The following is a 21238-nucleotide window of genomic DNA, read 5'->3' as shown; positions in this document are numbered from 1 at the left end:
GACACACTGAGGGCATTATTGTGAAGAACCTGGTGGAGGGCGGTGCTCATGGGCGGCGATGAGGTGTTCAGGATCGTGGTGGGGGTGGACGGTTCTGCCCCATCGCGCCTCGCGCTGGAATGGGCGGTCGCTGAGGCGCGGCTGCGCCACGGCGATGTAAAGGCCGTGACTGCCTGGCAGTTCCCGCCCGTGACGGTCGGGATGGAAGGCCTGGTCCATGACCCGGAGATCTTTCCTCAGGCCGCCCGCCGTCTTCAGGACGAGGCCTTGAGGCGGGTGGACTGCGGGGACGTGAATGTGAGCGGTGATGTTGTCCAGGGTAGCGCGGCCGGCGTGCTCCTGAAGGCGGCCGGGAACGCCGACCTGGTGGTGGTGGGTTCCCGCGGCCTCGGGGGATTTACCGGGTTGCTGCTCGGCTCTGTGTCCACGCAGGTCGTTCATCATTCGACTTGCCCGGTGCTCGTTGTCCGGTCGCGCACCGGTGATGAGGCATGAGCAACCCAGTGACCAGTCGGTGGCCTCGCACTGCCGGGAAGCAGTGACCGTGACAGCTGACCATTCCTCCCACCTTCATCCGGCCGCCAGCACCAGTCACGGAGAGGCGGTTCCGACAGGGCGCACCTTTAGGGGCAGGCTCCACGCACTGTGGCACACTCTCGTCGGCACGGTCGGCCTGATCATGGGGCTCCTGCCGCACGTCCTGCATCACATCGGGCTTCTCGCCGGGACCGCGCTGGTCGCGGGATCCGGCGGCACCATACTGTTCGGGGCACTGGGGCTTTTGGCGTCCATTCCCATGCTGGTCCGTCTTTACCGGCGTTTCGGGAGCTGGATGGCCCCGGCGCTTGGACTACTGGTCTTCGTCGCCATGTTCTCGCTGTCCGCGTTCGTCATTGGCCCGGCCATCAGCGGTACCGGAGGGGATGTGAACCCCGGCCCGGTACCCACGGTGGACCATACCGGTGACCACACCGCCGGCCACTGACACACAGCAGATAAGCCAAAGCGCAGGGAGGCCCGGGAAGCCGGGCCCCCCTTGGCTGTAACCGTTGGAAGGCTACTTCAGTCCGGCGAGGGCATAGCCGGAAGACCGGACTGCCTCAGCCAGAGCCTCCTGGTCGGCAGTGCCCGTGACGATCAGCCGGGACGTGCCGCCCGGGACGAGATCGACTGTTACGGCTTGGACCCCTGATACGCCGGACACAGCCTTCTCAACGGTCTGGACGCAATGTCCACAGGTCAACCCGTCCACGCCGTACTGCGCGCCGGAATCCTGGACCTCCGGCTTTTCCATTACCGAGGCCTTTGCCTGCGTGTCGGCGGCAGGGGAGCAGCAGCTGCAACCGTGCTGTGCAGTGGAGGCGAGGGGGAGCTGGGTTCGTGATTCGGTGGTTCCGCACATGTCAGTTTTCCTTCGAGAGGGTGAATGCAAAGGGGGACTGTTGGGGATGAACGGCTGTAACGGCCCGGGGCCTGGACAAACCACGTCACTGACAACACAAGAAATATACCCCATGGGGGTATAAAATACAAGCGTTCTTAGAGCTCTCGGTCCACCCATGGTGCACCCTCGGCCGCCGGGACGTTGGGCCCTATGCCGCCCGCGCCAGTGGGTTGAGAATCAGAGTATGAGCAGTGTTCCTGATCCGCGCCTTGCGCAAGCACCGCGGCCGTCCCGCGGCCCATATCAGCCCTGGACGCAGACCCTGCTGATAGTGCTCATCGCTGCAGCGGCGGTCTACCTCATCACCAACCACTGGCTCCACGTTCTGGATGCACTGCCGTATCTGGGTGTGGTGCTAGTGATGAGCTTTTGTATGTTCGGGCATGGAAGCCACGGCGGACACGGCGACTCCCGCCATCAGGGGCACGGCGGGCAGGAAGCTCCGGGAGGGCCTGCCCGCCCAGGGCCCGGGGAAGCTGGCGGGCATGTCCACTGACTACGGCTATGACCTGTGGTGGCTGGTGATCCTCAATTCGGCCGTGTTCATTATCTTCGCCTTCAGTTTCGTCCGGCCCAGGACGAAACTGGACTGGCGGGCGTTGGGTGGTTTTTCGGCGTTTATCGTGGCGCTATTTACCGAGATGTACGGGTTTCCGCTGACGATTTATCTACTCTCGGGATGGCTGGGAAACAGCGTTCCCGGGCTGGACCTCCTGAATCACAACTCCGGTCACTTGTGGCAGGACCTCACTGGCTGGCAAGGGGATCCGCATCTGAGCCCCCTGCACCTTCTGAGCAACGTGCTGATCGCCGCAGGCTTCATCCTGCTCTACCTTTCCTGGCAGGTGCTGTTCGCCGCGCAGCGGGATCACCGGCTGGCAACCACGGGCCCTTACGCCAGGGTGCGGCATCCGCAGTACGTGGGGTTCCTGATCATCATGGCCGGGTTCCTGCTGCAGTGGCCCACGTTGCTGACACTGGTGATGTTCCCGGTCCTGGTCATCGTGTACCTGCGCCTTGCCCGGCAGGAGGAACGGGTGATGGTCGCCGAGTTTGGCGAAACCTACGCAGCGTACCGCCGGCAGGTTCCCGGATTCGTCCCCCGTTTCGGTCGCCAGTCAACGGACGCGGGGCACAAGCTGCAGAAGGGCCCGTGATGGAGCGGCGGCCGGGTATTGATGGGGAGGCCGGGTTGCCGCCATGCTGTTCCTGGCGGTAAAGAACCTGGTTCAGGAAAAGACCCGGCTGCTGATCAGCGTCGGCGGGGTCGCGTTCAGCGTGCTGCTGATCATGAGCATCCAGGGCCTCTACCAGGGCTGGAGCAACAAGATCGGCGAATACATCCGCACCGTCCCGGCTGACTACTGGATCACCCAGACCGGCGCGACGGACATGTTCCACACCCCGTCCGTGCTGCCCCTGACCGTCAGGGATTTCCTTACCGGTGTTCCCGGGGTCGCCAGCGCCAAACCGTTCAGCGGCCGCCGCGTCGCGTTCGCACACAACGGCAAGGACATCAACCTTTACGTCATCGCCGACGACACGGAGAATAACGTCGGGGCCCCCGCGCGGGTGGTCGAAGGCAAAGCAGTCCCCGAGAGCGGCGAGATCATCATCGACCGGGTGGTCGGGCGCAGCCAGGACATTCGGATCGGGGACACCATCCCTGTCGCGGGCAGGGAGCTGAAAGTGGCCGGCTATTCCGAGGGCGGATACATCCTCAGTTTTTCATTCGCATTCGCGACGAAAGAGGACGCCGAGAGCATCCTCCAGCTGCCCGGAGCGACCAATTTCTTCCTCGTAACGGTCCAGGACGGCACCGACGCCGGGGCCGTCGCGTCCCGGATCGAAGCCAACCCGGCGGTGGATGCCATCACCAAGGACAGGTTCGTGGAGAACAACACGAACATCGTCCGGGACACCTTCCTGCCCATCATCCTGGTCCTGCTGCTGATCGGGATCGCCGTCGGCATGACCGTCATCGGCTTGACCATCTTCACCTCGACCATCGAAAAAGCCCGCGAATACGGCGTCCTGAAGGCCATCGGAGTGAGCAACCGCCAGCTCTACACCGTCGTGGTGGCACAGGCCGTCACCGCCGCCGTGCTCGGATACCTCCTAGGGGCGGGTCTGGCACTTGCCACCAGCGCCGCTGCGGGAAGCTTCGTCCCGGAGTTCATCACGGAAATCCGCTGGCTCGATGCGGCCTGGATTTTCGCCGTCACCCTGGGCATGGCGGTGGTATCCTCGCTGTTGCCGGTCCGCCGGTTGGCCCGCATCGACCCGGCAGAAGTGTTCCGGGCATGAGCGTCGTCTCCGTCCGGGACGTGTCCAAGACCTTCGGGTCCGGGCACACCGCCGTGACTGCCGTGGACCACGTATCCCTGTCTGTCGACGCCGGGGACATCGTGCTCGTCATGGGCCCGTCCGGGTCCGGAAAAACAACCCTGCTGTCCATGATCGGCACCCTCATGTCCCCCACGACGGGGCGGATCCTGATCTCCGGGCAGGACACCTCCGCGCTGGACCCGGCACAGCTGTCCCGGTTGCGGCTGCGCGAATTCGGTTTCGTCTTCCAGACCTTTAACCTGCTCTCGGCACTGACCGCGGAGGAAAACGTCATGCTGCCTTTGCTCACGGCAGGAGTGCCCCGGAAACATGCCCGGGCCAAGGCGCGGGCGGCGCTGGAACAGCTCCAGCTCGGGCACCGTCTGAGGAACCTTCCCCGGGATCTTTCCGGTGGGGAAAAGCAACGCGTGGCCATCGCCCGGTCCCTGGCGAATGATCCCCGGTTGATCCTCGCCGACGAGCCCACCGCCAATCTGGATGCGAAGACCGGCCAGGACGTGACCCTGCTGCTGTGTGAAACGGCGTGCCGGGAAAACAGGGCCGTCATCATCGTCAGCCATGACCAGCGGCTGCGGACCGCGGCCAAACGGGTCATCACCATCGAGGACGGACGGCTCACAGCGGAAGAACCCGGGGAACACGACCGGAACTGCCGCATGCACCCGGAAGCGGCACCGGCATGAAGATGACCGACGAAGAACTGCTCGCAGCCCTTGCCGACCCTGGCGAAGACGCTGCCCGGATGCAGCGGATTGCCACGGAGATAGGCTCCGGATTCCGGCTTCTTTCGGGCCGGCTCGGCAAAGCAGTCGCTGTCTTCGGATCCGCACGCCCTGGGCTGGAGGATCCCCGCTACGCGGCCGCCCGCATGCTGGGCTCCCGCCTCGCCGACGCCGGTTTTGCGGTCATCACCGGCGGAGGCCCCGGGTTGATGGAGGCTGCCAACCGCGGCGCGGTTGAAGCCGGAGGCACCACTGTTGGTCTGGGCATCGAACTCCCGCATGAACAGGCACTGAACCCCTACCTGGATGTGTCCATGTCTTTCCGGTACTTCTTCGCCCGCAAGCTCATGTTCATCCGCTACGCCTCGGCATTCATCGTCCTTCCCGGGGGCTTCGGCACCCTTGACGAACTCTTTGAAGCCCTCACACTCGTTCAGACCGGAAAGATCCACGAGTTCCCCGTGGTCCTGGTTGGAACCGAGCACTGGTCAGGGCTCATGGCCTGGATCCGGGACCGCCTCCAGGATCAGGGCTTTATCGAATCGGATGACATCCAGCTGCTGCGGGTGACCGATGACATCGACGAAGCGATCGAGCTGATCCAGCAGTGCCATTTGCGTCAGCTCGCGCTCTGATCCGGAGGACGGACGATGAGAGGCCCGGGCGACGGACCTGTGCGGAGAAAGCTCCCGGCAAGAAAGCGCCCGGACGCCGGCCGCGACGCGGTCCATGTCGCCAAGGCCGGGGAGGCAGCATGGTCCGGATGCGTCCTGCAGGCCAAGCCTGGAAGACCGGGACAGTCCCGGCAAGGCGCAGGAAAGCATTCCTTCCCGGGAAACGTCCACGCCGGGGCCGGTACTCGGCATCCAGACTGGTTTTGGCATCGCTCAGGCTTGTGCTCCGAGGATCCTGCAGTAGGACCGGCCAGGACAAGGGGACTAAAGACTCTGACGGCCGAAGTTGGCGGGAACGAGAGTGGACATCAGGGCAATGAGCCCAGGTGGCAGGGAGGAAAGCAGTGATGATGTTTTGGGACGGGAACATGGGCGTCTGGGGGTACATCCTGATGGGCGTGAGCTTTATACTTTTCTGGGGCGCCATCATCACAGGCATCATCCTTCTGGCCCGTTTCACGGGAGCCGGGAACCGCCGGCGTGAAGATGACGGGCCCCGTGCAGGCGTCGCAGAGAATCTGCTCGCAGAACGTTTCGCCCGCGGTGAAATCGACGAGAGCGAATACACAAACCGCCTCACAGTGCTCCGCCGCGGCGGCGGAGCATAACCGCCTCTGGACGCCTCTGCGGAAGGGCACACCATGCCTGTTGATCTGAGTCCCTCACACGGACCCGGTTGCCAACCGGCGCAGGCCTGGCAACCGCGACCGGATGCACCCGGGGCCCCGGCAGGGAACCGCTAGGCAACACGATGGACCTCCGGCTCATCTCCCGCGTGCTGTTCCTCCGCGCCGCGTGGCGGAGACGGGACCACTGGGACGCCGCCAGGATCACCGCCCACCAGGACCACGCACTGCAAGAGCTGCGCCGTGCCGCCTACGCCGGCTCGGAGTTCTACCGGCGCCATCACGCCGGCCTGCACGATGCCCCCCTGGACCAGCTCCCGTCCGTGACCAAAGCCGACCTGATGGACCACTTCGACGAGGCCGTCACGACACCGGACCTGAGGCTGGCAGACCTGGAAAAGCATCTGCGGTCCCTGACGCAAAGCGGCGGAGACCCCGGGGTTCCGTGGCAGGGCAGGTGGTGGGCAGCCGCGACGGCCGGCACCACCGGCCGGCGCGGAACCTTCATCTGGAACCGTAAAGAATGGGGCATCATCCTGGCGTCCTACGCCCGGGCAAACGACTGGGCCGGGATCTCCGCCGGACTCACCCGTCCCCTGAAAATGGCATTGGTGAGCTCCCGCGTCCCCACGCACCAGTCGGCCGTGGTCGGTGCCTCGTTGCGCTCCCGGCTCGTCCCCACCCTCCGCCTGGACGTAACGGCACCCATGGACGAGACAGTGGCCGCGCTGAACCGGTTCCAGCCCAGGGTCCTCGTCGGCTACGCCTCAGCACTGAAACCGCTGGCGGCAGAGCAGCGTGCCGGACGCCTGCACATCTCGCCCCAGGGCGTGATGTCCGCCTCCGAAGTACTTACCCCGCACACCGCCTCGGAACTGGAGGGCGCCTGGGGAAGCGCCCCCTTCGATGTCTACGCCGCCACCGAAACGGCCGGTATCGCCTCTCCCTGCATGTATCGGAACCGGCACGTCTACGAGGACCTGCTGATCATCGAAGCCGTGGACCAGAACGGAAACCCCGTGCCGCCGGGAACAACCGGGGTAAAGCTCCTCGTCACTGTCCTGTTCTCCCGCACCCTTCCACTGATCCGCTACGAAATGTCCGACACCATCAGACTGGGCGGCCGGGGCTGCCCCTGTGGGCGCTCCTTCGCCGTTCTGGAGGATATCGAAGGGCGCATCGAAGACGTCCTGCAGCTCCCAGGCCAAGCAGGCCATGTGAACATCCATCCGATCCTGTTCCACCACGTTCTCGATCAGACGGCTGCTTCGGGGTGGCAGGTCATTCAGGAGGCCTCCGGGCTCCGTGTCCTCATGGCGGGCCTCGCTCCCGGAGCCTCCATCCAAGGGGTTTCGACTGCCGTCACCGGCGCGCTCAAGGAAGCCGGTGTAGTAGACACCCCGGTGGACGTAAACGTCGTTGAACACATTGAACGAACCGCCTTGGGGAAAGCACCCTTCGTGCGAGGGTTGATGCGCCGGTGATGACAAGTCGGTCCTCCTGAAGGAAACCCCTCAGACACCGCCGGCGCGGTCAAGAGCAGGGGGCTGACCATTCCGTCACGCCATCCGGGAGCGAGGCAGGGGAGCGCCTGGGCCGTGGGCCGGACATCCCGTCAGAGATGTGGATGCGCCGAACCGGGCGCTGGCGCTGTTTGGCCCACAGCGACCGCGGGCTACTGGTGGTCGATCAGCTCGGCAGCCGATGCCTCGTCGGGTCCGCCGAAGTCCGCCGCTGTGCTTTTCTATTTCGGTGTCTCCGCGCTCATCATCATGAGCAGCGGCGGTTTCGCCGGGGTGATAATAAGGATGATCAGACGCCGTCGCACGCCCTGACTTACGGCAGTTTCCGCCGAACAAGGGGATCATGCTGGAGTGTCGTCGGCTTTCGTACCGATACGATACGGCTTGGGAGCGCCTGCCATCCGGCCACGGGATCAGGATTCGGGCGAAGCATGGGCATGTTCCTAGATCCTTGAGAGCGGGAGGGCAAAGATGCAGGTCTGGCCGGGAGCCGCCTATCCATTGGGCGCAACTTTTGACCGCAGAGGCACCAACTTCGCCCTGTTCACCGAATCCGCAACGGCGGTGACATTGTGCCTTGTGGAGGACTCCCGCGTCGAGGTTCGCGTGCCGCTGACCGAGGTCGATGGATACATCTGGCACGGCTACCTGCCCGGGATTGGTCCGGGTCAGCGCTACGGATACCGTGTGGTCGGCCCGTACAAGCCCTCCGCCGGACACCGCTTTAATCCCAATAAGTTCCTGCTCGATCCTTATGCCAAGACGGTGGAAGGCAGCATTGAATGGGGGCAGGCGCTTTTTTCGTACAGTCTGGAGGACCCCCGGCGGCGCGATGACTCGGATTCTTTCCCTGGAATGATGTCCGCAGTGGTCATCGACCCTACCTTCGACTGGCAGGACGACCGGCCGCCCAAAACCCCCTACCACGACACCGTGATTTACGAGGCCCACGTCAAAGGGCTCACCATGCTGCACCCCGACGTCCCTGAACAGCTGCGGGGAACATACGCGGGCCTGGGTCATCCCTCAATCGTGGCCCACCTGCAGAAACTCGGCGTCACGGCCGTCGAACTGATGCCGGTGCAGCAGTTCATTCACGACGGCCAGCTCCGGGAGCGGGGGCTAAGCAATTACTGGGGATACAGCACTGTCGGTTTCTTCGCCCCGCACAACGCCTACGCATCGGCACCTGACGCCGTCAGTGCGGTCACGGAATTCAAGACAATGGTCCGGACTCTCCACAAGGCCGGGATCGAAGTTATCCTGGATGTCGTTTACAACCACACAGGGGAGGGGAACCATCTCGGTCCCACCATCTCCTTCCGGGGCATCGACAATGCCTCATATTATCGGCTCGACGAATTCCGGCCGGAGTTTTATGTGGACTACACGGGCACCGGAAACTCCCTGAATGTCCGTACCCCGCATGTTCTGCAGCTCATCATGGATTCCCTGCGGTACTGGGTAACGGAAATGCACGTGGACGGATTCCGATTTGATCTTGCCGCTGCCTTGGCCCGCCAATTTTACGAGGTGGACAGGCTCTCGGGTTTCTTTGATCTCGTCCAGCAGGACCCCATCGTCTCCCAGGTCAAACTCATTGCTGAACCCTGGGATCTGGGACCCGGCGGATACCAGGTGGGTAATTTCCCGCCCGGCTGGAGTGAATGGAACGGCAAATACAGGGACACCATCCGGGACTTCTGGCGCGGGGAACCGTCCACCCTTGGTGAGTTCGCATCCCGGTTGACCGGCTCATCTGATCTTTACGAACATTCCGGTCGCCGCCCCATGGCCTCGATCAATTTCCTCACCGCCCATGACGGCTTCACGCTGGCTGACCTCGTGGCATACAACCGCAAACACAACGAGGCCAATGGAGAGAGTAACGCGGACGGCGAAAGCAACAACAGGTCCTGGAACGGCGGAGTTGAGGGCGCCACTGACGACCCGGCCATCCTGCGGCTCCGATCCAGGCGGCAGCGCAGCCTCATCGCAACGCTCCTGCTGTCCCAGGGAATTCCCATGATTCTGCATGGCGATGAACTGGGGCGGACCCAGCATGGCAATAACAATGCCTATGCCCAGGACTCCGAACTGAGCTGGGTCAACTGGGAAAGTGCGGACAATGACCTTCTGGACTTTACCGCGGCTGTCAGCCGGTTGCGGGCCGCTCATCCCACGTTTCACCGCCGCCGGTTCTTTAGCGGGCGGCCGGTCCAACAACCGGATGGAGGCCAAGTACCCGACGTTGTCTGGCTGAAGCCCGATGGCACGCCGATGGAACCTGTGGACTGGACCCAGGGGACGGAACTGGCGCTGGGGATGTACCTGAACGGCAGCGGCATCCGCTGCTCGGATCTCACCGGCAGCCAGATGACCGACTCAGATTTCATCCTCTGCTTCAATGCCGGTGCCGAGCCCCGGAAGTTCACCTTGCCGCCGAACCGGTATGCTCCCCGCTGGGAACTGGCTCTCGACACCTCCATGGAAGTGACAGCAACTGGCGCAATCGCCGGTGGGGCCCTCGAGGTTCCTTCACACACTCTCCTCGTCCTCCGGGAACCGGGCACGGTGGTGCATGCCGAAGATCACAACGATGAACCGCTTCTTTTGTGACAAGGCCTTGCCGTTCCCCTCACCCGGCTCGATAGGATCACTGCAGAGGGTGAAACTAACCAGCATGATTCGCGATTAACACGGGGGTGGGGAAGCGTGCGTTATTCCATGCGATTGCATGAGCGTTCTTCCAGCCTGGCCGCAATCACCGCGGTCCTCTCGTTCCTCCTCGCCATAACGGGATTTCTGGACCTACCGACGACGTCTGCCCAAGTGACCGGACCGGGCGCTATTTCGCACGCCATCGCGTTGTCCGGGGAAGATTCCGACTTTGTCGGCAACCGTCCCGCCCCTTCCGCTGAAACCGTTGTGGCTGCCGATAGTGACCAGGTGGGACACCCCCTCCCGTCCCGGAGCAAACACTGCCCGCTGAACCTGGGCTTGTCGGTAGCGTGCCCTGATGTGCTGTCTTCAGCGGTCGCTCCCTCATCTGTCCCGGAAGAGCCCGGCAGCGCCTATGCCGGTGGTACGCGGGAACAGCCGGCAGGGGCGATTCCCGAGGTTCCCGGGGCACCCCTCCATCCTGTATCGCTCATCCGGCTTTCCATCAGCCGCGTTTAGGAGACGTCTGCCCTCCACCGGACCTTGATCCGGGGGCATCGACGGCCCGCCGCTGCGTCCCTGAGCGCGTTTGTACGCGAGCGACGCCCCTAGGCCGTCCTTCGGGCGAACCTCATGTCCAAGCCCGGCCACTGCCGCCGGTGGCGCTCTGCCTGCCAGCCGTGAGAGCGGCAGCCAGATACACATCTTCAAAGAACGAGCCCAGAGAGGAATTTCTGTAATGAGTAGTAGGACACAAACCGTCGTCATGGAGGTGGCAGGAGTCCACTGGGCCTCGTCCAAGAGCATCGCTGAAGCCACGCTCTCCCGCCGGCCAGGGGTACTCAGCGTGGAAGCAAATCCGGTCTCTCAGACCGCGAATGTCACGTTCGACCCGGACAAAACCTCCGTCGCCGACCTCCGGAGCTGGGTGCAGGACTGCGGCTACCACTGTTCGGGCCAGTCAGTGCCGGAGCACATCTGTGATCCGATGCACGAAACCGGTTCCGCCCCGTCGGCACATGCCGGGCACGGTACAGTCGACCACCACGCCTCTGCCCATGAAGGGCACACCGCAGCTCCCCCTGAATCGCACGCCGCCCACGAAGCTCATACCGGACATGAAGCGCACGCAGGCCACCCTGAGCAGACACCCCGAGATGCCCAGGACGTGATGGGTCACGGGGGTCACGGCGGCCACGGCATGTCGATGGAAGCGATGATCCGGGACATGCGCAACCGCTTCCTGATCGCACTGCTCCTTTCCGCGCCCATCACGCTGTGGTCGCCCATCGGACGCAAGGTCATCGGGTTCGAAGTCCCGGCCCCGTTCGAATTACGGGACGATGTCTTTGCCTTGATCCTGTCCCTGCCGGTAATTTTTTACTCGGCCTGGATTTTCTTCGACGGCGCTTACCGGGCGCTGAAGGCCAGGACACTGGACATGATGGTGCTGGTCGCTGTTGGCGTGGGGGCGGGCTGGCTCTACAGCCTTATTGTCACCCTGACCGGCGGTGGTGACGTCTTCTACGAAGCAGCCACCGTCCTGGCCACCTTCGTGCTGCTTGGGCATTGGTTCGAGATGCGGGCTAGGGGCGGTGCTAACGATGCCATCCGCACACTGCTGGAGCTGGCGCCGTCCAAGGCCCTGGTGATCAGAAACGGTGAACCCGTGGAGGTAGCGACTTCTGAGGTCCTGCCCGGTGATTTGATGCTGGTGCGCCCGGGGGCGAAAGTTCCCACGGACGGCATGGTCGAAGACGGCGAATCCGACATTGACGAGTCCATGGTCACCGGTGAAAGCCTGCCCGTGGCCAAGTCCCCGGGCTCGGAGGTGATCGGGGCCACCGTCAACACGACGGGGACATTGCGTGTCCGCGCCACCAAGGTCGGCGCAGACACAGCCCTGGCGCAGATTGTCGCACTCGTGCAGGAAGCCCAGAACTCCAAAGCCCCCGGTCAACGTCTTGCAGACCGGGCCGCGTTCTGGCTGGTCCTGGTTGCCCTGATCGGCGGGTCCGCCACCTTTCTGGCCTGGTGGCTGGCCGGAGCAACCGTTCCTCAGGCGATCCTCTTTGCCATCACGGTTGTTGTCATCACCTGCCCTGATGCCCTGGGTCTGGCAACCCCGACGGCGATCATGGTCGGCACCGGCCTTGGCGCCAAGCGCGGCGTCCTGTTCAAGAACGCCACAGCGCTGGAAACGGCAGCACGCATCGACACCGTTGTGATGGACAAGACCGGAACCCTGACCAAGGGTGAACCCGAAGTCACCGACTTCATTGCCCATGAATTCGATGAGGCTGAACTGCTGGCCCTCGTGGCCGCCGTTGAACGCGAATCCGAACACCCCCTCGCCGGCGCCGTCGTCAACTACGCCGTCGGTCGGGGCGTTCCGTCAGCAAACGCCGAAGCATTCCGGAACGTCCCGGGCCACGGTGCCGGCGCCACGGTAAACGGGCGTAAGGTCTTCGTCGGGAACCGGAAGCTGATGGTGTCCGAGGGCATTGATATCGGGCCGGTAGCCGACCAGCGCGAGGCCCTCGCTTCGACCGGCCGCACGGCAGTTCTGGTGGCCGTGGACGGCAGGGCCGCCGGCATCATCGCACTGGCTGATGCCGCCCGTGAGACCGCCGCCTCCGCGGTGGCGGCCCTGCACGAAAGCGGCGTGGAAGTCGTCATGCTCACGGGAGACAACGAGGCCACCGCGAAGCGGATTGCTGCCCAGCTGGGCATCGACACGGTCATCGCCGAGGTTCTTCCCGAGGACAAGTCCGCGAAGGTGGCCCAATTGCAGAAAGCCGGGAAGCGGGTCGCCATGGTCGGTGACGGCGTCAACGATGCCCCCGCACTGGCCCAGGCCGATCTAGGCATCGCCATCGGAGCCGGGACCGACGTGGCCATCGAAACCGCCGACGTGGTCCTGATGCGCTCGGACCCGCTGGATGTTCCCATCGCCCTGCGCATCGGAAAAGGCACGTTGCGCAAGATGCGGCAAAACCTGGGCTGGGCCATCGGCTACAACGTCCTCGCCCTGCCGATCGCCGCCGGCGTCTTCTACCCTGCGTTTGGTCTCATGCTCAGCCCGGAAATCGCTGCGATCTCCATGTCCGGCTCCAGCATCATTGTCGCCGTCAACGCCCTGCTCCTCAAGCGCCTGCGCCTTCCGGAGCCCGGCGAGGCCACCGGCCGCGCGCTCAAGACTGAACCTGCCCCGGAACCAAGCGGTGTTCGCTAAAGGCCGTCCCCTCGGCCCCGACCCAAGTACTCGCTCAGACAGACAGGATCTGCCATGACAGACCATCAACAGCCGAAAGCTCCGGTAGCCGTTCTCAGCCCGGACCGGCTGGACCGCATCCATGCCTGGTGGCGGGCCGCAAACTACCTCTCCGTCGGACAGATCTACCTCATGGACAACCCGCTGCTGCGCGAACCGCTGCGCCCCGAGCACATCAAGCCGCGGCTGCTGGGGCACTGGGGCACCACCCCCGGCCTGAATTTCATTTACGCCCACCTGAACCGGGCCATCATGGACCGGGACCTGGACATGATCTACATCATGGGCCCCGGGCACGGCGGACCGGGCCCGGTGGCGTCGGCCTGGCTGGAAGGCACCTACAGCGAAACGTACCCGGATATTTCCCGGGACCTGGCAGGGATGAAGCGGCTGTTCCGCCAGTTCTCTTTTCCCGGCGGCATCCCCAGCCATGTGGCCCCGGAGACACCGGGGTCCATCCACGAGGGCGGGGAACTCGGATACGCGCTCTCGCACGCCTACGGCGCAGCGTTCGATAACCCGGACCTCATCGTGGCGGCAGTCATCGGTGACGGGGAAGCAGAGACGGGCCCGCTGGCCGCGAGCTGGCACTCGAACAAGTTCGTGAACCCGGCACGGGACGGCACTGTCCTGCCGATCCTGCACCTGAACGGTTACAAAATCGCCAACCCCACCGTCCTGGACCGGATCAGCCATGACGAACTGGACTCGCTGCTGCGCGGATACGGCCACACACCGTATTACGTGGAAGGCTCGGATCCGGAACAAATGCATCAGGACTTCGCCCGGACCCTGGACGCCTGCCTGAACGAGATTCTTGAGATTAAGCGCGCCGCCCGGGAGGACGGCCGGACGGAACGGCCCCGCTGGCCCATGATCGTCCTGCGCTCTCCCAAGGGCTGGACAGGCCCGGCGGAAGTGGACGGGCTGAAGGTCGAGGGAAGCTGGCGTTCGCACCAGGTGCCCTTCACCCAGGCCCGCGAAAACGACAGCCATCGTGCCGTCCTGGAGCAGTGGCTGCGCAGTTACCGCCCCGAGGAGCTCTTCGACGACGCGGGTGCTCCGGTGGCGGCGGTCGGCGGGTTGCACCCGGTGGGGGAGCGGCGCATGAGCGCAAACCCGCACGCCAACGGAGGGCTGCTGCTTCGCGACCTGCGCATGCCAGACTTCGCCGACTATGCCGTACCCGTGGCCCACCCCGGCACCGGGGCGGTGGAATCCACCCGGGTCCTGGGCACGTTCCTGCGGGACATCATGGCAGCGAACATGGACAATTTCCGGGTCTTCGCCCCGGACGAAAACAACTCCAACCGGCTCGGCGCCATATTCGACGCGACCGAGCGGGCCTGGAATGCCCGGACTGTTCCCGAGGATGACCATCTCGCCCGCGACGGGCGGGTTATGGAAATCCTTTCCGAACACACCTGCCAGGGCTGGCTGGAAGGTTACCTGCTCTCGGGCCGGCATGGGTTCTTTTCCTGCTACGAGGCGTTTATCCACATCGTCGACTCGATGTTCAACCAGCACGCCAAGTGGCTGACCACGACCAACGACATCCCGTGGCGCCGGCCTGTCGCTTCCCTGAACTACCTGCTGACCTCCCATGTGTGGCGGCAGGACAACAACGGGTTCTCGCACCAGGACCCCGGGTTCATTGACCATGTGATCAACAAGAAGACCGACGTCATCCGCGTCTACCTGCCACCGGACGCCAACACTCTCCTGTCCGTGGCAGACCACTGCCTGCGCAGCCACCAGTACGTCAACGTCATTGTCGCCGGCAAGCAGCCCCAACTGCAGTACCTTGACATGCATCAGGCGATCGTGCACTGCACCAAAGGCATCGGCATCTGGGACTGGGCGAGTTCGGACGCGGACGGGGAACCCGACGTCGTCATGGGCTGCGCTGGGGACGTGCCAACGATGGAAACCCTCGCCGCCGTCGACATCCTCCGTGGCCGGTTCCCGGATCTGAAGATCCGCGTGGTCAACGTTGTTGACCTCATGCGTTTGCAGGATGACACGGAACATCCCCATGGCCTCACCGGTCGGGACTTCGATGCCTTGTTCACCACCGACAAACCGGTGATCTTCGCCTACCACGGCTACCCATGGCTGATCCACCGGCTCACGTACCGCCGGACGAACCACGACAACATCCATGTCCGCGGCTACAAGGAGGAGGGCACCACCACGACCCCGTTCGATATGTGCGTGCTCAACCAACTCGACCGGTTCAACCTGGCCATCGACGTCATCGACCGGGTGCCCAGGCTAAAAGACGTTTCGGCGCACGTGCGCGAGGAACTCAAGAACAGGCTCATCGAGCACCGTCAGTACATCCGCACCCATGGTGAAGACATGCCGGAAGTCCGGAACTGGGAGTGGACGTCCGCGCCGGGCCCCGTGACCAGCCACGCTGATGAAGTAGCGGAACCGGAATAGCATGACGCAGGTCCACTCGGGCGGCCGCCCGCGCCCCTCCACTGCATCCGGACATGGCCCGGCATTGCCGTATCAGGCGGTGCTGTTCGACATGGACGGGGTTGTTACCCAGACCGCCGTCATCCACGCGGCGGCCTGGAAGCAGCTCTTCGACTCCGTTCTTCAGGACCCCAGGCTCACCGGGAGCCCCAGGAGGGATCCGTTCGACGAGAATACGGACTACAGGCAGTATGTCGACGGCCGGCAGCGCGAGGACGGAGTCACTGCCTTCCTCGCCTCCCGCGGCGCCGGGCTGCCGGCCGGCAGCCCGGCCGACGGGCCCGACGTCTGGTCCGTCCATGGGCTCGGCGCCCGCAAAAACGACCTGTTCCTCCAGGCCGTGACGCGCGATGGCGTCCAGGCCTACCCTGGAACCACGGCCCTGCTGGCCCGCCTGCGTGCCGCAGGCATCCCCGTGGGCCTGGTCACCGCCAGCCGAAACGCCCGGGCCTTGTTGGCCGCTGCCGGCGTTGACACCGCATTCGACGTCATCATCGACGGAGAAGTCGTTGCCGGACAGGGCCTGCCCGGCAAACCCGACCCCGCCATGTTCCTCGAGGCGCTGCGCCGGCTTGGCGTGGCACCGCACCACGCAGCGGTTATCGAGGATGCCGCCGCCGGTGTCCAGGCAGGACGCCGCGGCGGCTTCGGACTGGTCGTCGGCATCGACCGCGCCGGGCATCGGGAACAGCTGGAACTCGCCGGCGCTGACATTGTCCTCGGCGATGTCTCTGAGCTTGATCTGGGGGCTTCACGCACCGATCCGTGGGCGCTGGTCTACGAAGGGTTCGACCCTGCCCACGAAGGCCACCGGGAAGCGTTGACCGCTCTTGGCAACGGGTACATGGCAACACGCGGCACCCGGCCGGAACGCGCTGACGACGGCGTCCACTATCCCGGGACCTATCTGGCCGGCGTCTATAACCGGACGACAAGCACCATCCACGGCCGCGAGCTGGAAGAAGAGCATCTGGTCAACGTCCCCAACTGGCTGCCCTTGGATGTACGCATCGGCGACGGGCCGTGGTGGTCCACCGGGGATATTCAGGTCAGCGATGAGCGAAGCGAGCTCGACCTGCGGCGGGGCCTGTTGATTCGCCACGCAACCCTGAATGGCCCGCACGGGGAAAGACTTACCGTCGAGCAGCGTCGGCTGGTCTCCATGCACGATCCCCATCTGGCGGCACTGGAGACTACTCTGACAGCCCACGGTTTTAACGGGACCGTGGGCATCCGGGAAGGAATAGATGCCCTGGTGGCCAACACGAATGTCCGCGACTATGCCGGCACCGGGCAACGGCACCTGACCGATCCTGAATTCACGGAAACGGACAGCAGCACCGTCCTGTGCGCCGTCCAGACCAGCCAGAGCAGGATACGCATCGCCCTGGCCGTCCGGACGGTGTTCGACGGCACGGCAACACCCCGGGACGCCGGGAGCGACGGCGGACGCTACCAGCGACAGTTCGACCTGCGACTGACCGACGGAGAACCCGCGACCATAACCAGGACCGCGTCGCTGGCAACCTCCCGCGACGGAGCCATTTCCTCGCCCGAGGCCGCGGCCCTGACAGCGCTTTCCCGCGCTGACGGCGGCTTCACCGCACTGCTCAAAGACCACGAAGCGGCCTGGCGGCGACTGTGGGAGCTGTTCGGAACCAGCGTCGACGGCGACCGGCAGTCCCGGCTGGTTCTCAACCTGCATGTGTTCCACCTGCTGCAGACCATCTCGGTGCATACTGCAGCCCTCGATGCCGGCGTGCCTGCCCGTGGCCTGCACGGGGAAGGGTACCGCGGGCACGTCTTCTGGGACGAACTGTTCGTCTTCCCCGTGATCGGCCTCCGGCTCCCGGACGTCAGCCGGGCCCTGCTGGAGTACCGCTGGCGCCGACTGGATGCTGCCCGTGACGCTGCACGCACCCAGGGACTCCGGGGGGCGCTCTTCCCCTGGCAGAGCGGCAGCGACGGTCGGGAGGAGACGCCCCGCCAGCTCTACAACGCCCGATCCGCCCGCTGGATGCCGGACAACTCCAGCCGCCAGCGGCACGTCGGACTCGCCGTAGCGTACAACGCGTGGCAGCATTTCCAGGCCACGGGGGACCGGGACTGGCTGGCTGCCCGCGGCGGGGAACTGATCATCGAAGTGACCAGGATGTTCGCCTCGCTGGCCGACTATGATCCGGCAGGGGACAGGTTCCACATTTCAGGGGTGATGGGACCTGACGAGTATCACGACGGGTACCCGGAGACGCCCGGGACCGGCCTGCGTGACAACGCGTACACCAATGTGCTGCTCTCCTGGCTGTGTGAACGCGCCGCCGATGTGCTGGCAGAACTCGCAGGCCATCCCGGCGATGACCTCACCGGACGGCTGCAGGTCACGGCGGAGGAGATCAGCCGCTGGTCCCGGCTCAGCCGCCGGCTCGCCGTGCCGTTCCATCCCGACGGAGTCCTCAGCCAGTTCGACGGTTATGAAGACCTGGCAGAGCTTGATTGGGGGCGGTATCGCACAAAATACGGCAATGTCGGGCGGCTCGATCTGATCCTCGAAGCCGAAAACGACGCCACCAACCGGTACAAACTCGCCAAGCAGGCCGACGTCCTGATGCTGATCTACCTGTTGGGGCCAGCGGGGGTGATCGGGCAGCTGCACCGGCTCGGCTATCCGTTCGCGGAGCCGGATCTGGAGCGCACCGTGGAGTACTACCTGGCCCGGACCGCCAACGGATCAACCCTCAGCCGGGTGGTGCACGCCTCGGTACTGGCACGGATTGACGAATCCCGGGCCTGGCAGGTCTTCCGTGAAGCCCTGGTCGCCGATCTGGACGACACTCAAGGTGGAACCACCCGGGAAGGGATCCATCTCGGCGCGATGTCCGGGACCGTCGACATCATCAGCAGGGCTTTCGCCGGCCTTCAGACAGAGGCCCACGCGCTAACCTTTTCTCCCCGGCTCCCGGCCCGGCTGGGAAGTGCCGGGTTCCAGGTCCTCTACAGGGGCCACCGCATCGATGTGTCCCTGAACGCGGAAACGCTGCGGGTTCATCTGCAGCCCTGCAGCGCACCCCCTGTGCGGATAGGCGTCGAAGGACTCTATCAACAGCTCTCCGGCGGGGATGAAATGGACTTCCCCTGGCACCGAAGAAAACAGGAACCCTCGGGGCTGAGAACCGCCGTCGACAAAACACCGCAACCGCAAGTGGGAAGGCATACCAATGAATAAGACCAAAGTGGCCGTCAACGGATACGGAGTCATCGGCAAACGGGTAGCCGACGCCGTCCAGCTGCAGCCGGACATGGAATTGATCGGCGTCGCCGACATCATCACCGACTGGCGGATCCGCTCAGCCGCGGGACGCTTTCCCCTGTTCGCAGCCACCGCCGAAGCCCGGGACGCCATGGGCCAGGCAGGCCTGAGTATTTCCGGAGGCCTGGATGATCTGCTGGCCCAAGCGGACGTCGTCGTCGATGCGACCCCCAAACATGTGGCGGCCGGCAACCTGCCCCGCTACCGGGCGGCAGGGGTGAAAGTCATCCTGCAGGGCGGTGAATCCCACGACACCACAGGGCATTCTTTCGTAGCGCAGGCCAACTACGACAGCGCACTGGGCCGGGACATGACCCGTGTCGTCTCCTGCAACACGACCAGCATCGTCAGGGTACTCGGGGCCCTACGGGATGCAGGCCTGCTGGCCAAGGCCCGCGGAGTCCTCATCCGCCGGGCCACCGACCCCTGGGAATCACATCTTGGCGGGATCATGAACACCATGGTCCCGGAACCGAAAATTCCTTCCCACCAGGGCCCGGACGCCCGGACCGTCCTGCCCGATCTGGACGTCGTCACGATCGCAGCCAAGGGCGCCCACACCCAGACCCATAACCATTACTGGACACTCCAGCTCACCCGGGCCGCCAGCCGGGAGGAGGTACTCGCTGCGCTTCGTGCCGCACCCCGGATAGCCTTCATCCGGATGGCTGACGGACTGGTCGCGCTGAACTCGACCATCGAACTGATGAAGGATCTTGGCCGGCCCCGCGGAGACATGTGGGAAGTCGCTGTCTGGGAGGAACTGGTCACCGTCGACGGGGATGAGGCCTACCTGACGTACCAGGTCTACAACGAGGCCATCGTCGTACCCGAAACCATCGACGCCATCCGCGCCCTGACCGGATCCGCCCCGGACGCAGTGACATCGATGACGATGACCGATTCAACGCTGGGCATGAGGCAGGACTTCCTCGCCGAACATCTGCCCGTCATGCCGGGAGGCCAGCCATGAACCACGACCACCAACATCCGGCCAGCGGCCAGCCCGGGACGCCGCCTCCCGTGCAGCCCGTTCAGGACCGCAGGGCCCTGTATGTGCGTGGCGGGCTGACTGTCCTGATCATCATCGCCGTGTTCTACCTGCTGACCAATCACTGGCTGCACGTGCTGGACGCACTGCCCTACGTGTTCGTGGTGGGGATGATGGCGATGCACCTGTTCGGCCACGGAGGCCACGGAGGCCACGGAGGCCACGGAGGCCACGGAGGCCACGGCGGACACGGCGGACACGGAGGCAGCCCCGACGGAACTGCAGGACGGAGTTCGGGCAATGTCAACTGACTTCGGGTACAACCTGTGGTTCCTGGTAATTCTGAACTCCGCAATATTCATTATTTTCGCGTTCAGCTTCGTCAAACCCAAGACGAAACTCGACTGGCGGGCTTTCGGCGGCTTCGCCGCGTTCATCGTCGCGCTGTTCACTGAGATGTACGGCTTCCCGCTGACCATCTACTTCCTCTCCGGCTGGCTGGGCAGCCAGTTCCCGAATCTGAACCTCCTGACCCATAACTCAGGCCATCTCTGGCAGGACCTCATGGGGTGGCAGTGGGACCCCCATCTGAATCCCCTGCACCTGCTGAGCAACGTGCTCATAGCAGCCGGTTTCATCCTGCTTTACCGCGCGTGGCAGGTTCTTTATGCCGCCCAACGGGAGCACCGGCTGGCGGTCACTGGTATCTATGCCCGCCTCCGCCACCCGCAGTACCTGGGGTTCCTGACCATCATGTTTGGTTTCCTGCTCCAATGGCCGACCCTCCTGACCCTGATCATGTTCCCGATTCTGGTAGTTGTTTACCATCGGCTCGCCCGCCGGGAGGAAAAAACAATGGTGGCCGAATTCGGCGAGGAATATCTCGCCTACGCCCGCCTGGTTCCAGGTTTCATCCCCCGGTCGAACAAGAACAAAGGCGTACCGCGTATTCAGGGGCGGCACTGACCAACCTCAGTAGCCATGGCTGAGGCTTGCGGGGACCCGGCCAGGCGCACTCAATGCAGGAATCATCCATCTTGGGAGCCATCCATGCGAACGAAACCCGGATCTGGAAGGTCCGGCGAGCACGGCACGCGGCATTCAGTGTCATGGCCGCTCCGTGCCGCAAGAACATGCGCAGCTGTCCTTCTGGCCTGCTTCTTCCTCGTCGGAGGAATTGTCG

At 64.3% G+C, this 21238-nt stretch carries 18 protein-coding genes; 17 read left to right on the top strand and 1 reads right to left on the bottom strand.

Annotated elements, in window-relative coordinates:
• Nucleotides 1-48 precede the first annotated feature (48 nt).
• Entirely contained in the window at nt 49-495 is a 447-nt protein-coding gene (locus PYR64_RS10745; protein ID WP_069694915.1) for a universal stress protein, read from the top strand.
• Between the two features lie 184 nt (nt 496-679).
• Nucleotides 680-985, top strand: coding sequence for a hypothetical protein (locus tag PYR64_RS10740; RefSeq protein ID WP_275779866.1), 306 nt, complete (start codon nt 680-682; stop codon nt 983-985).
• A gap of 72 nt (nt 986-1057) precedes the next feature.
• Here PYR64_RS10740 and PYR64_RS10735 read toward each other — a convergent pair whose 3' ends face one another.
• Nucleotides 1058-1402 carry a heavy-metal-associated domain-containing protein gene (locus tag PYR64_RS10735; RefSeq protein ID WP_069694914.1) on the bottom strand — a complete coding sequence of 115 codons (345 nt, stop codon included), beginning with the start codon at nt 1400-1402 and terminating at the stop codon, nt 1058-1060.
• A 226-nt stretch (nt 1403-1628) separates the two neighbouring features.
• Here PYR64_RS10735 and PYR64_RS10730 point away from each other — a divergent pair, with 226 nt between their 5' ends.
• From PYR64_RS10730 to PYR64_RS10660, 15 genes are all read left to right on the top strand, one after another.
• Entirely contained in the window at nt 1629-1940 is a 312-nt protein-coding gene (locus PYR64_RS10730; RefSeq protein WP_275779863.1) for a DUF2933 domain-containing protein, read from the top strand.
• Nucleotides 1930-2601, top strand: a complete 672-nt coding sequence (locus tag PYR64_RS10725) for an isoprenylcysteine carboxylmethyltransferase family protein (RefSeq protein ID WP_069695207.1) — start codon at nt 1930-1932, stop codon at nt 2599-2601. The genes PYR64_RS10730 and PYR64_RS10725 overlap by 11 nt, the downstream gene beginning before the upstream one ends.
• Nucleotides 2602-2644: 43 nt before the next feature.
• Nucleotides 2645-3751, top strand: a complete 1107-nt coding sequence (locus tag PYR64_RS10720; RefSeq protein ID WP_275779860.1) for an ABC transporter permease — start codon at nt 2645-2647, stop codon at nt 3749-3751.
• Nucleotides 3748-4476 carry an ABC transporter ATP-binding protein gene (locus tag PYR64_RS10715; protein ID WP_275779857.1) on the top strand — a complete coding sequence of 243 codons (729 nt, stop codon included), beginning with the start codon at nt 3748-3750 and terminating at the stop codon, nt 4474-4476. Before PYR64_RS10720 ends, PYR64_RS10715 begins: the two co-directional genes overlap by 4 nt.
• Nucleotides 4473-5150 (top strand): TIGR00730 family Rossman fold protein, encoded by a 678-nt coding sequence (locus PYR64_RS10710; protein ID WP_275779855.1) that lies wholly within the window; start codon nt 4473-4475, stop codon nt 5148-5150. Before PYR64_RS10715 ends, PYR64_RS10710 begins: the two co-directional genes overlap by 4 nt.
• Before the next feature lie 431 nt (nt 5151-5581).
• Nucleotides 5582-5797, top strand: a complete 216-nt coding sequence (locus tag PYR64_RS10705; protein WP_264398837.1) for a hypothetical protein — start codon at nt 5582-5584, stop codon at nt 5795-5797.
• Between the two features lie 143 nt (nt 5798-5940).
• Nucleotides 5941-7299: a phenylacetate--CoA ligase family protein gene (locus PYR64_RS10700; protein WP_275779850.1), complete on the top strand. Its 1359-nt coding sequence runs from the start codon at nt 5941-5943 to the stop codon at nt 7297-7299.
• A gap of 510 nt (nt 7300-7809) precedes the next feature.
• Complete coding sequence (glgX, locus tag PYR64_RS10695) at nt 7810-9957, top strand: glycogen debranching protein GlgX (RefSeq protein ID WP_275779848.1); 2148 nt, start codon at nt 7810-7812, stop codon at nt 9955-9957.
• A 108-nt stretch (nt 9958-10065) separates the two neighbouring features.
• Nucleotides 10066-10518: a hypothetical protein gene (locus tag PYR64_RS10690; protein WP_275779847.1), complete on the top strand. Its 453-nt coding sequence runs from the start codon at nt 10066-10068 to the stop codon at nt 10516-10518.
• Between the two features lie 220 nt (nt 10519-10738).
• On the top strand, nt 10739-13234 hold the full coding sequence (locus PYR64_RS10685) for a heavy metal translocating P-type ATPase (RefSeq protein WP_275779846.1): 2496 nt from the start codon (nt 10739-10741) through the stop codon (nt 13232-13234).
• A gap of 54 nt (nt 13235-13288) precedes the next feature.
• A complete protein-coding gene (locus PYR64_RS10680) occupies nt 13289-15718 on the top strand; it encodes a phosphoketolase family protein (RefSeq protein WP_275779844.1) in 2430 nt (809 codons plus the stop codon).
• Between the two features lies 1 nt (nt 15719).
• Nucleotides 15720-18980 carry a beta-phosphoglucomutase family hydrolase gene (locus PYR64_RS10675; RefSeq protein WP_275779843.1) on the top strand — a complete coding sequence of 1087 codons (3261 nt, stop codon included), beginning with the start codon at nt 15720-15722 and terminating at the stop codon, nt 18978-18980.
• On the top strand, nt 18973-20037 hold the full coding sequence (locus tag PYR64_RS10670; RefSeq protein ID WP_069694903.1) for a type II glyceraldehyde-3-phosphate dehydrogenase: 1065 nt from the start codon (nt 18973-18975) through the stop codon (nt 20035-20037). Before PYR64_RS10675 ends, PYR64_RS10670 begins: the two co-directional genes overlap by 8 nt.
• Complete coding sequence (locus PYR64_RS10665) at nt 20034-20366, top strand: DUF2933 domain-containing protein (protein WP_275779841.1); 333 nt, start codon at nt 20034-20036, stop codon at nt 20364-20366. Before PYR64_RS10670 ends, PYR64_RS10665 begins: the two co-directional genes overlap by 4 nt.
• Nucleotides 20356-21021 carry an isoprenylcysteine carboxylmethyltransferase family protein gene (locus PYR64_RS10660; RefSeq protein WP_275779839.1) on the top strand — a complete coding sequence of 222 codons (666 nt, stop codon included), beginning with the start codon at nt 20356-20358 and terminating at the stop codon, nt 21019-21021. Before PYR64_RS10665 ends, PYR64_RS10660 begins: the two co-directional genes overlap by 11 nt.
• Nucleotides 21022-21238 lie beyond the last annotated feature (217 nt).

Origin of the sequence: Paenarthrobacter sp. Y-19 (assembly GCF_029223985.1) — a bacterium.
Classification (GTDB): Bacteria; Actinomycetota; Actinomycetes; order Actinomycetales; family Micrococcaceae; genus Arthrobacter; species Arthrobacter nicotinovorans.
The sequence above is the reverse complement of the archived record's forward strand: the minus strand, read 5'-3'. Positions and strand labels throughout refer to the sequence as shown.

Coding starts and splice junctions, on each gene's coding strand:
- PYR64_RS10745 (WP_069694915.1), top strand. CDS start 49: ATGGGCGGCGATGAGGTGTTCAGGATCGTGGTGGGGGTGGACGGTTCT.
- PYR64_RS10740 (WP_275779866.1), top strand. CDS start 680: ATGGGGCTCCTGCCGCACGTCCTGCATCACATCGGGCTTCTCGCCGGG.
- PYR64_RS10735 (WP_069694914.1), bottom strand. CDS start 1,402: ATGTGCGGAACCACCGAATCACGAACCCAGCTCCCCCTCGCCTCCACT.
- PYR64_RS10730 (WP_275779863.1), top strand. CDS start 1,629: ATGAGCAGTGTTCCTGATCCGCGCCTTGCGCAAGCACCGCGGCCGTCC.
- PYR64_RS10725 (WP_069695207.1), top strand. CDS start 1,930: ATGTCCACTGACTACGGCTATGACCTGTGGTGGCTGGTGATCCTCAAT.
- PYR64_RS10720 (WP_275779860.1), top strand. CDS start 2,645: ATGCTGTTCCTGGCGGTAAAGAACCTGGTTCAGGAAAAGACCCGGCTG.
- PYR64_RS10715 (WP_275779857.1), top strand. CDS start 3,748: ATGAGCGTCGTCTCCGTCCGGGACGTGTCCAAGACCTTCGGGTCCGGG.
- PYR64_RS10710 (WP_275779855.1), top strand. CDS start 4,473: ATGAAGATGACCGACGAAGAACTGCTCGCAGCCCTTGCCGACCCTGGC.
- PYR64_RS10705 (WP_264398837.1), top strand. CDS start 5,582: ATGGGCGTGAGCTTTATACTTTTCTGGGGCGCCATCATCACAGGCATC.
- PYR64_RS10700 (WP_275779850.1), top strand. CDS start 5,941: ATGGACCTCCGGCTCATCTCCCGCGTGCTGTTCCTCCGCGCCGCGTGG.
- glgX (WP_275779848.1), top strand. CDS start 7,810: ATGCAGGTCTGGCCGGGAGCCGCCTATCCATTGGGCGCAACTTTTGAC.
- PYR64_RS10690 (WP_275779847.1), top strand. CDS start 10,066: ATGCGATTGCATGAGCGTTCTTCCAGCCTGGCCGCAATCACCGCGGTC.
- PYR64_RS10685 (WP_275779846.1), top strand. CDS start 10,739: ATGAGTAGTAGGACACAAACCGTCGTCATGGAGGTGGCAGGAGTCCAC.
- PYR64_RS10680 (WP_275779844.1), top strand. CDS start 13,289: ATGACAGACCATCAACAGCCGAAAGCTCCGGTAGCCGTTCTCAGCCCG.
- PYR64_RS10675 (WP_275779843.1), top strand. CDS start 15,720: ATGACGCAGGTCCACTCGGGCGGCCGCCCGCGCCCCTCCACTGCATCC.
- PYR64_RS10670 (WP_069694903.1), top strand. CDS start 18,973: ATGAATAAGACCAAAGTGGCCGTCAACGGATACGGAGTCATCGGCAAA.
- PYR64_RS10665 (WP_275779841.1), top strand. CDS start 20,034: ATGAACCACGACCACCAACATCCGGCCAGCGGCCAGCCCGGGACGCCG.
- PYR64_RS10660 (WP_275779839.1), top strand. CDS start 20,356: ATGTCAACTGACTTCGGGTACAACCTGTGGTTCCTGGTAATTCTGAAC.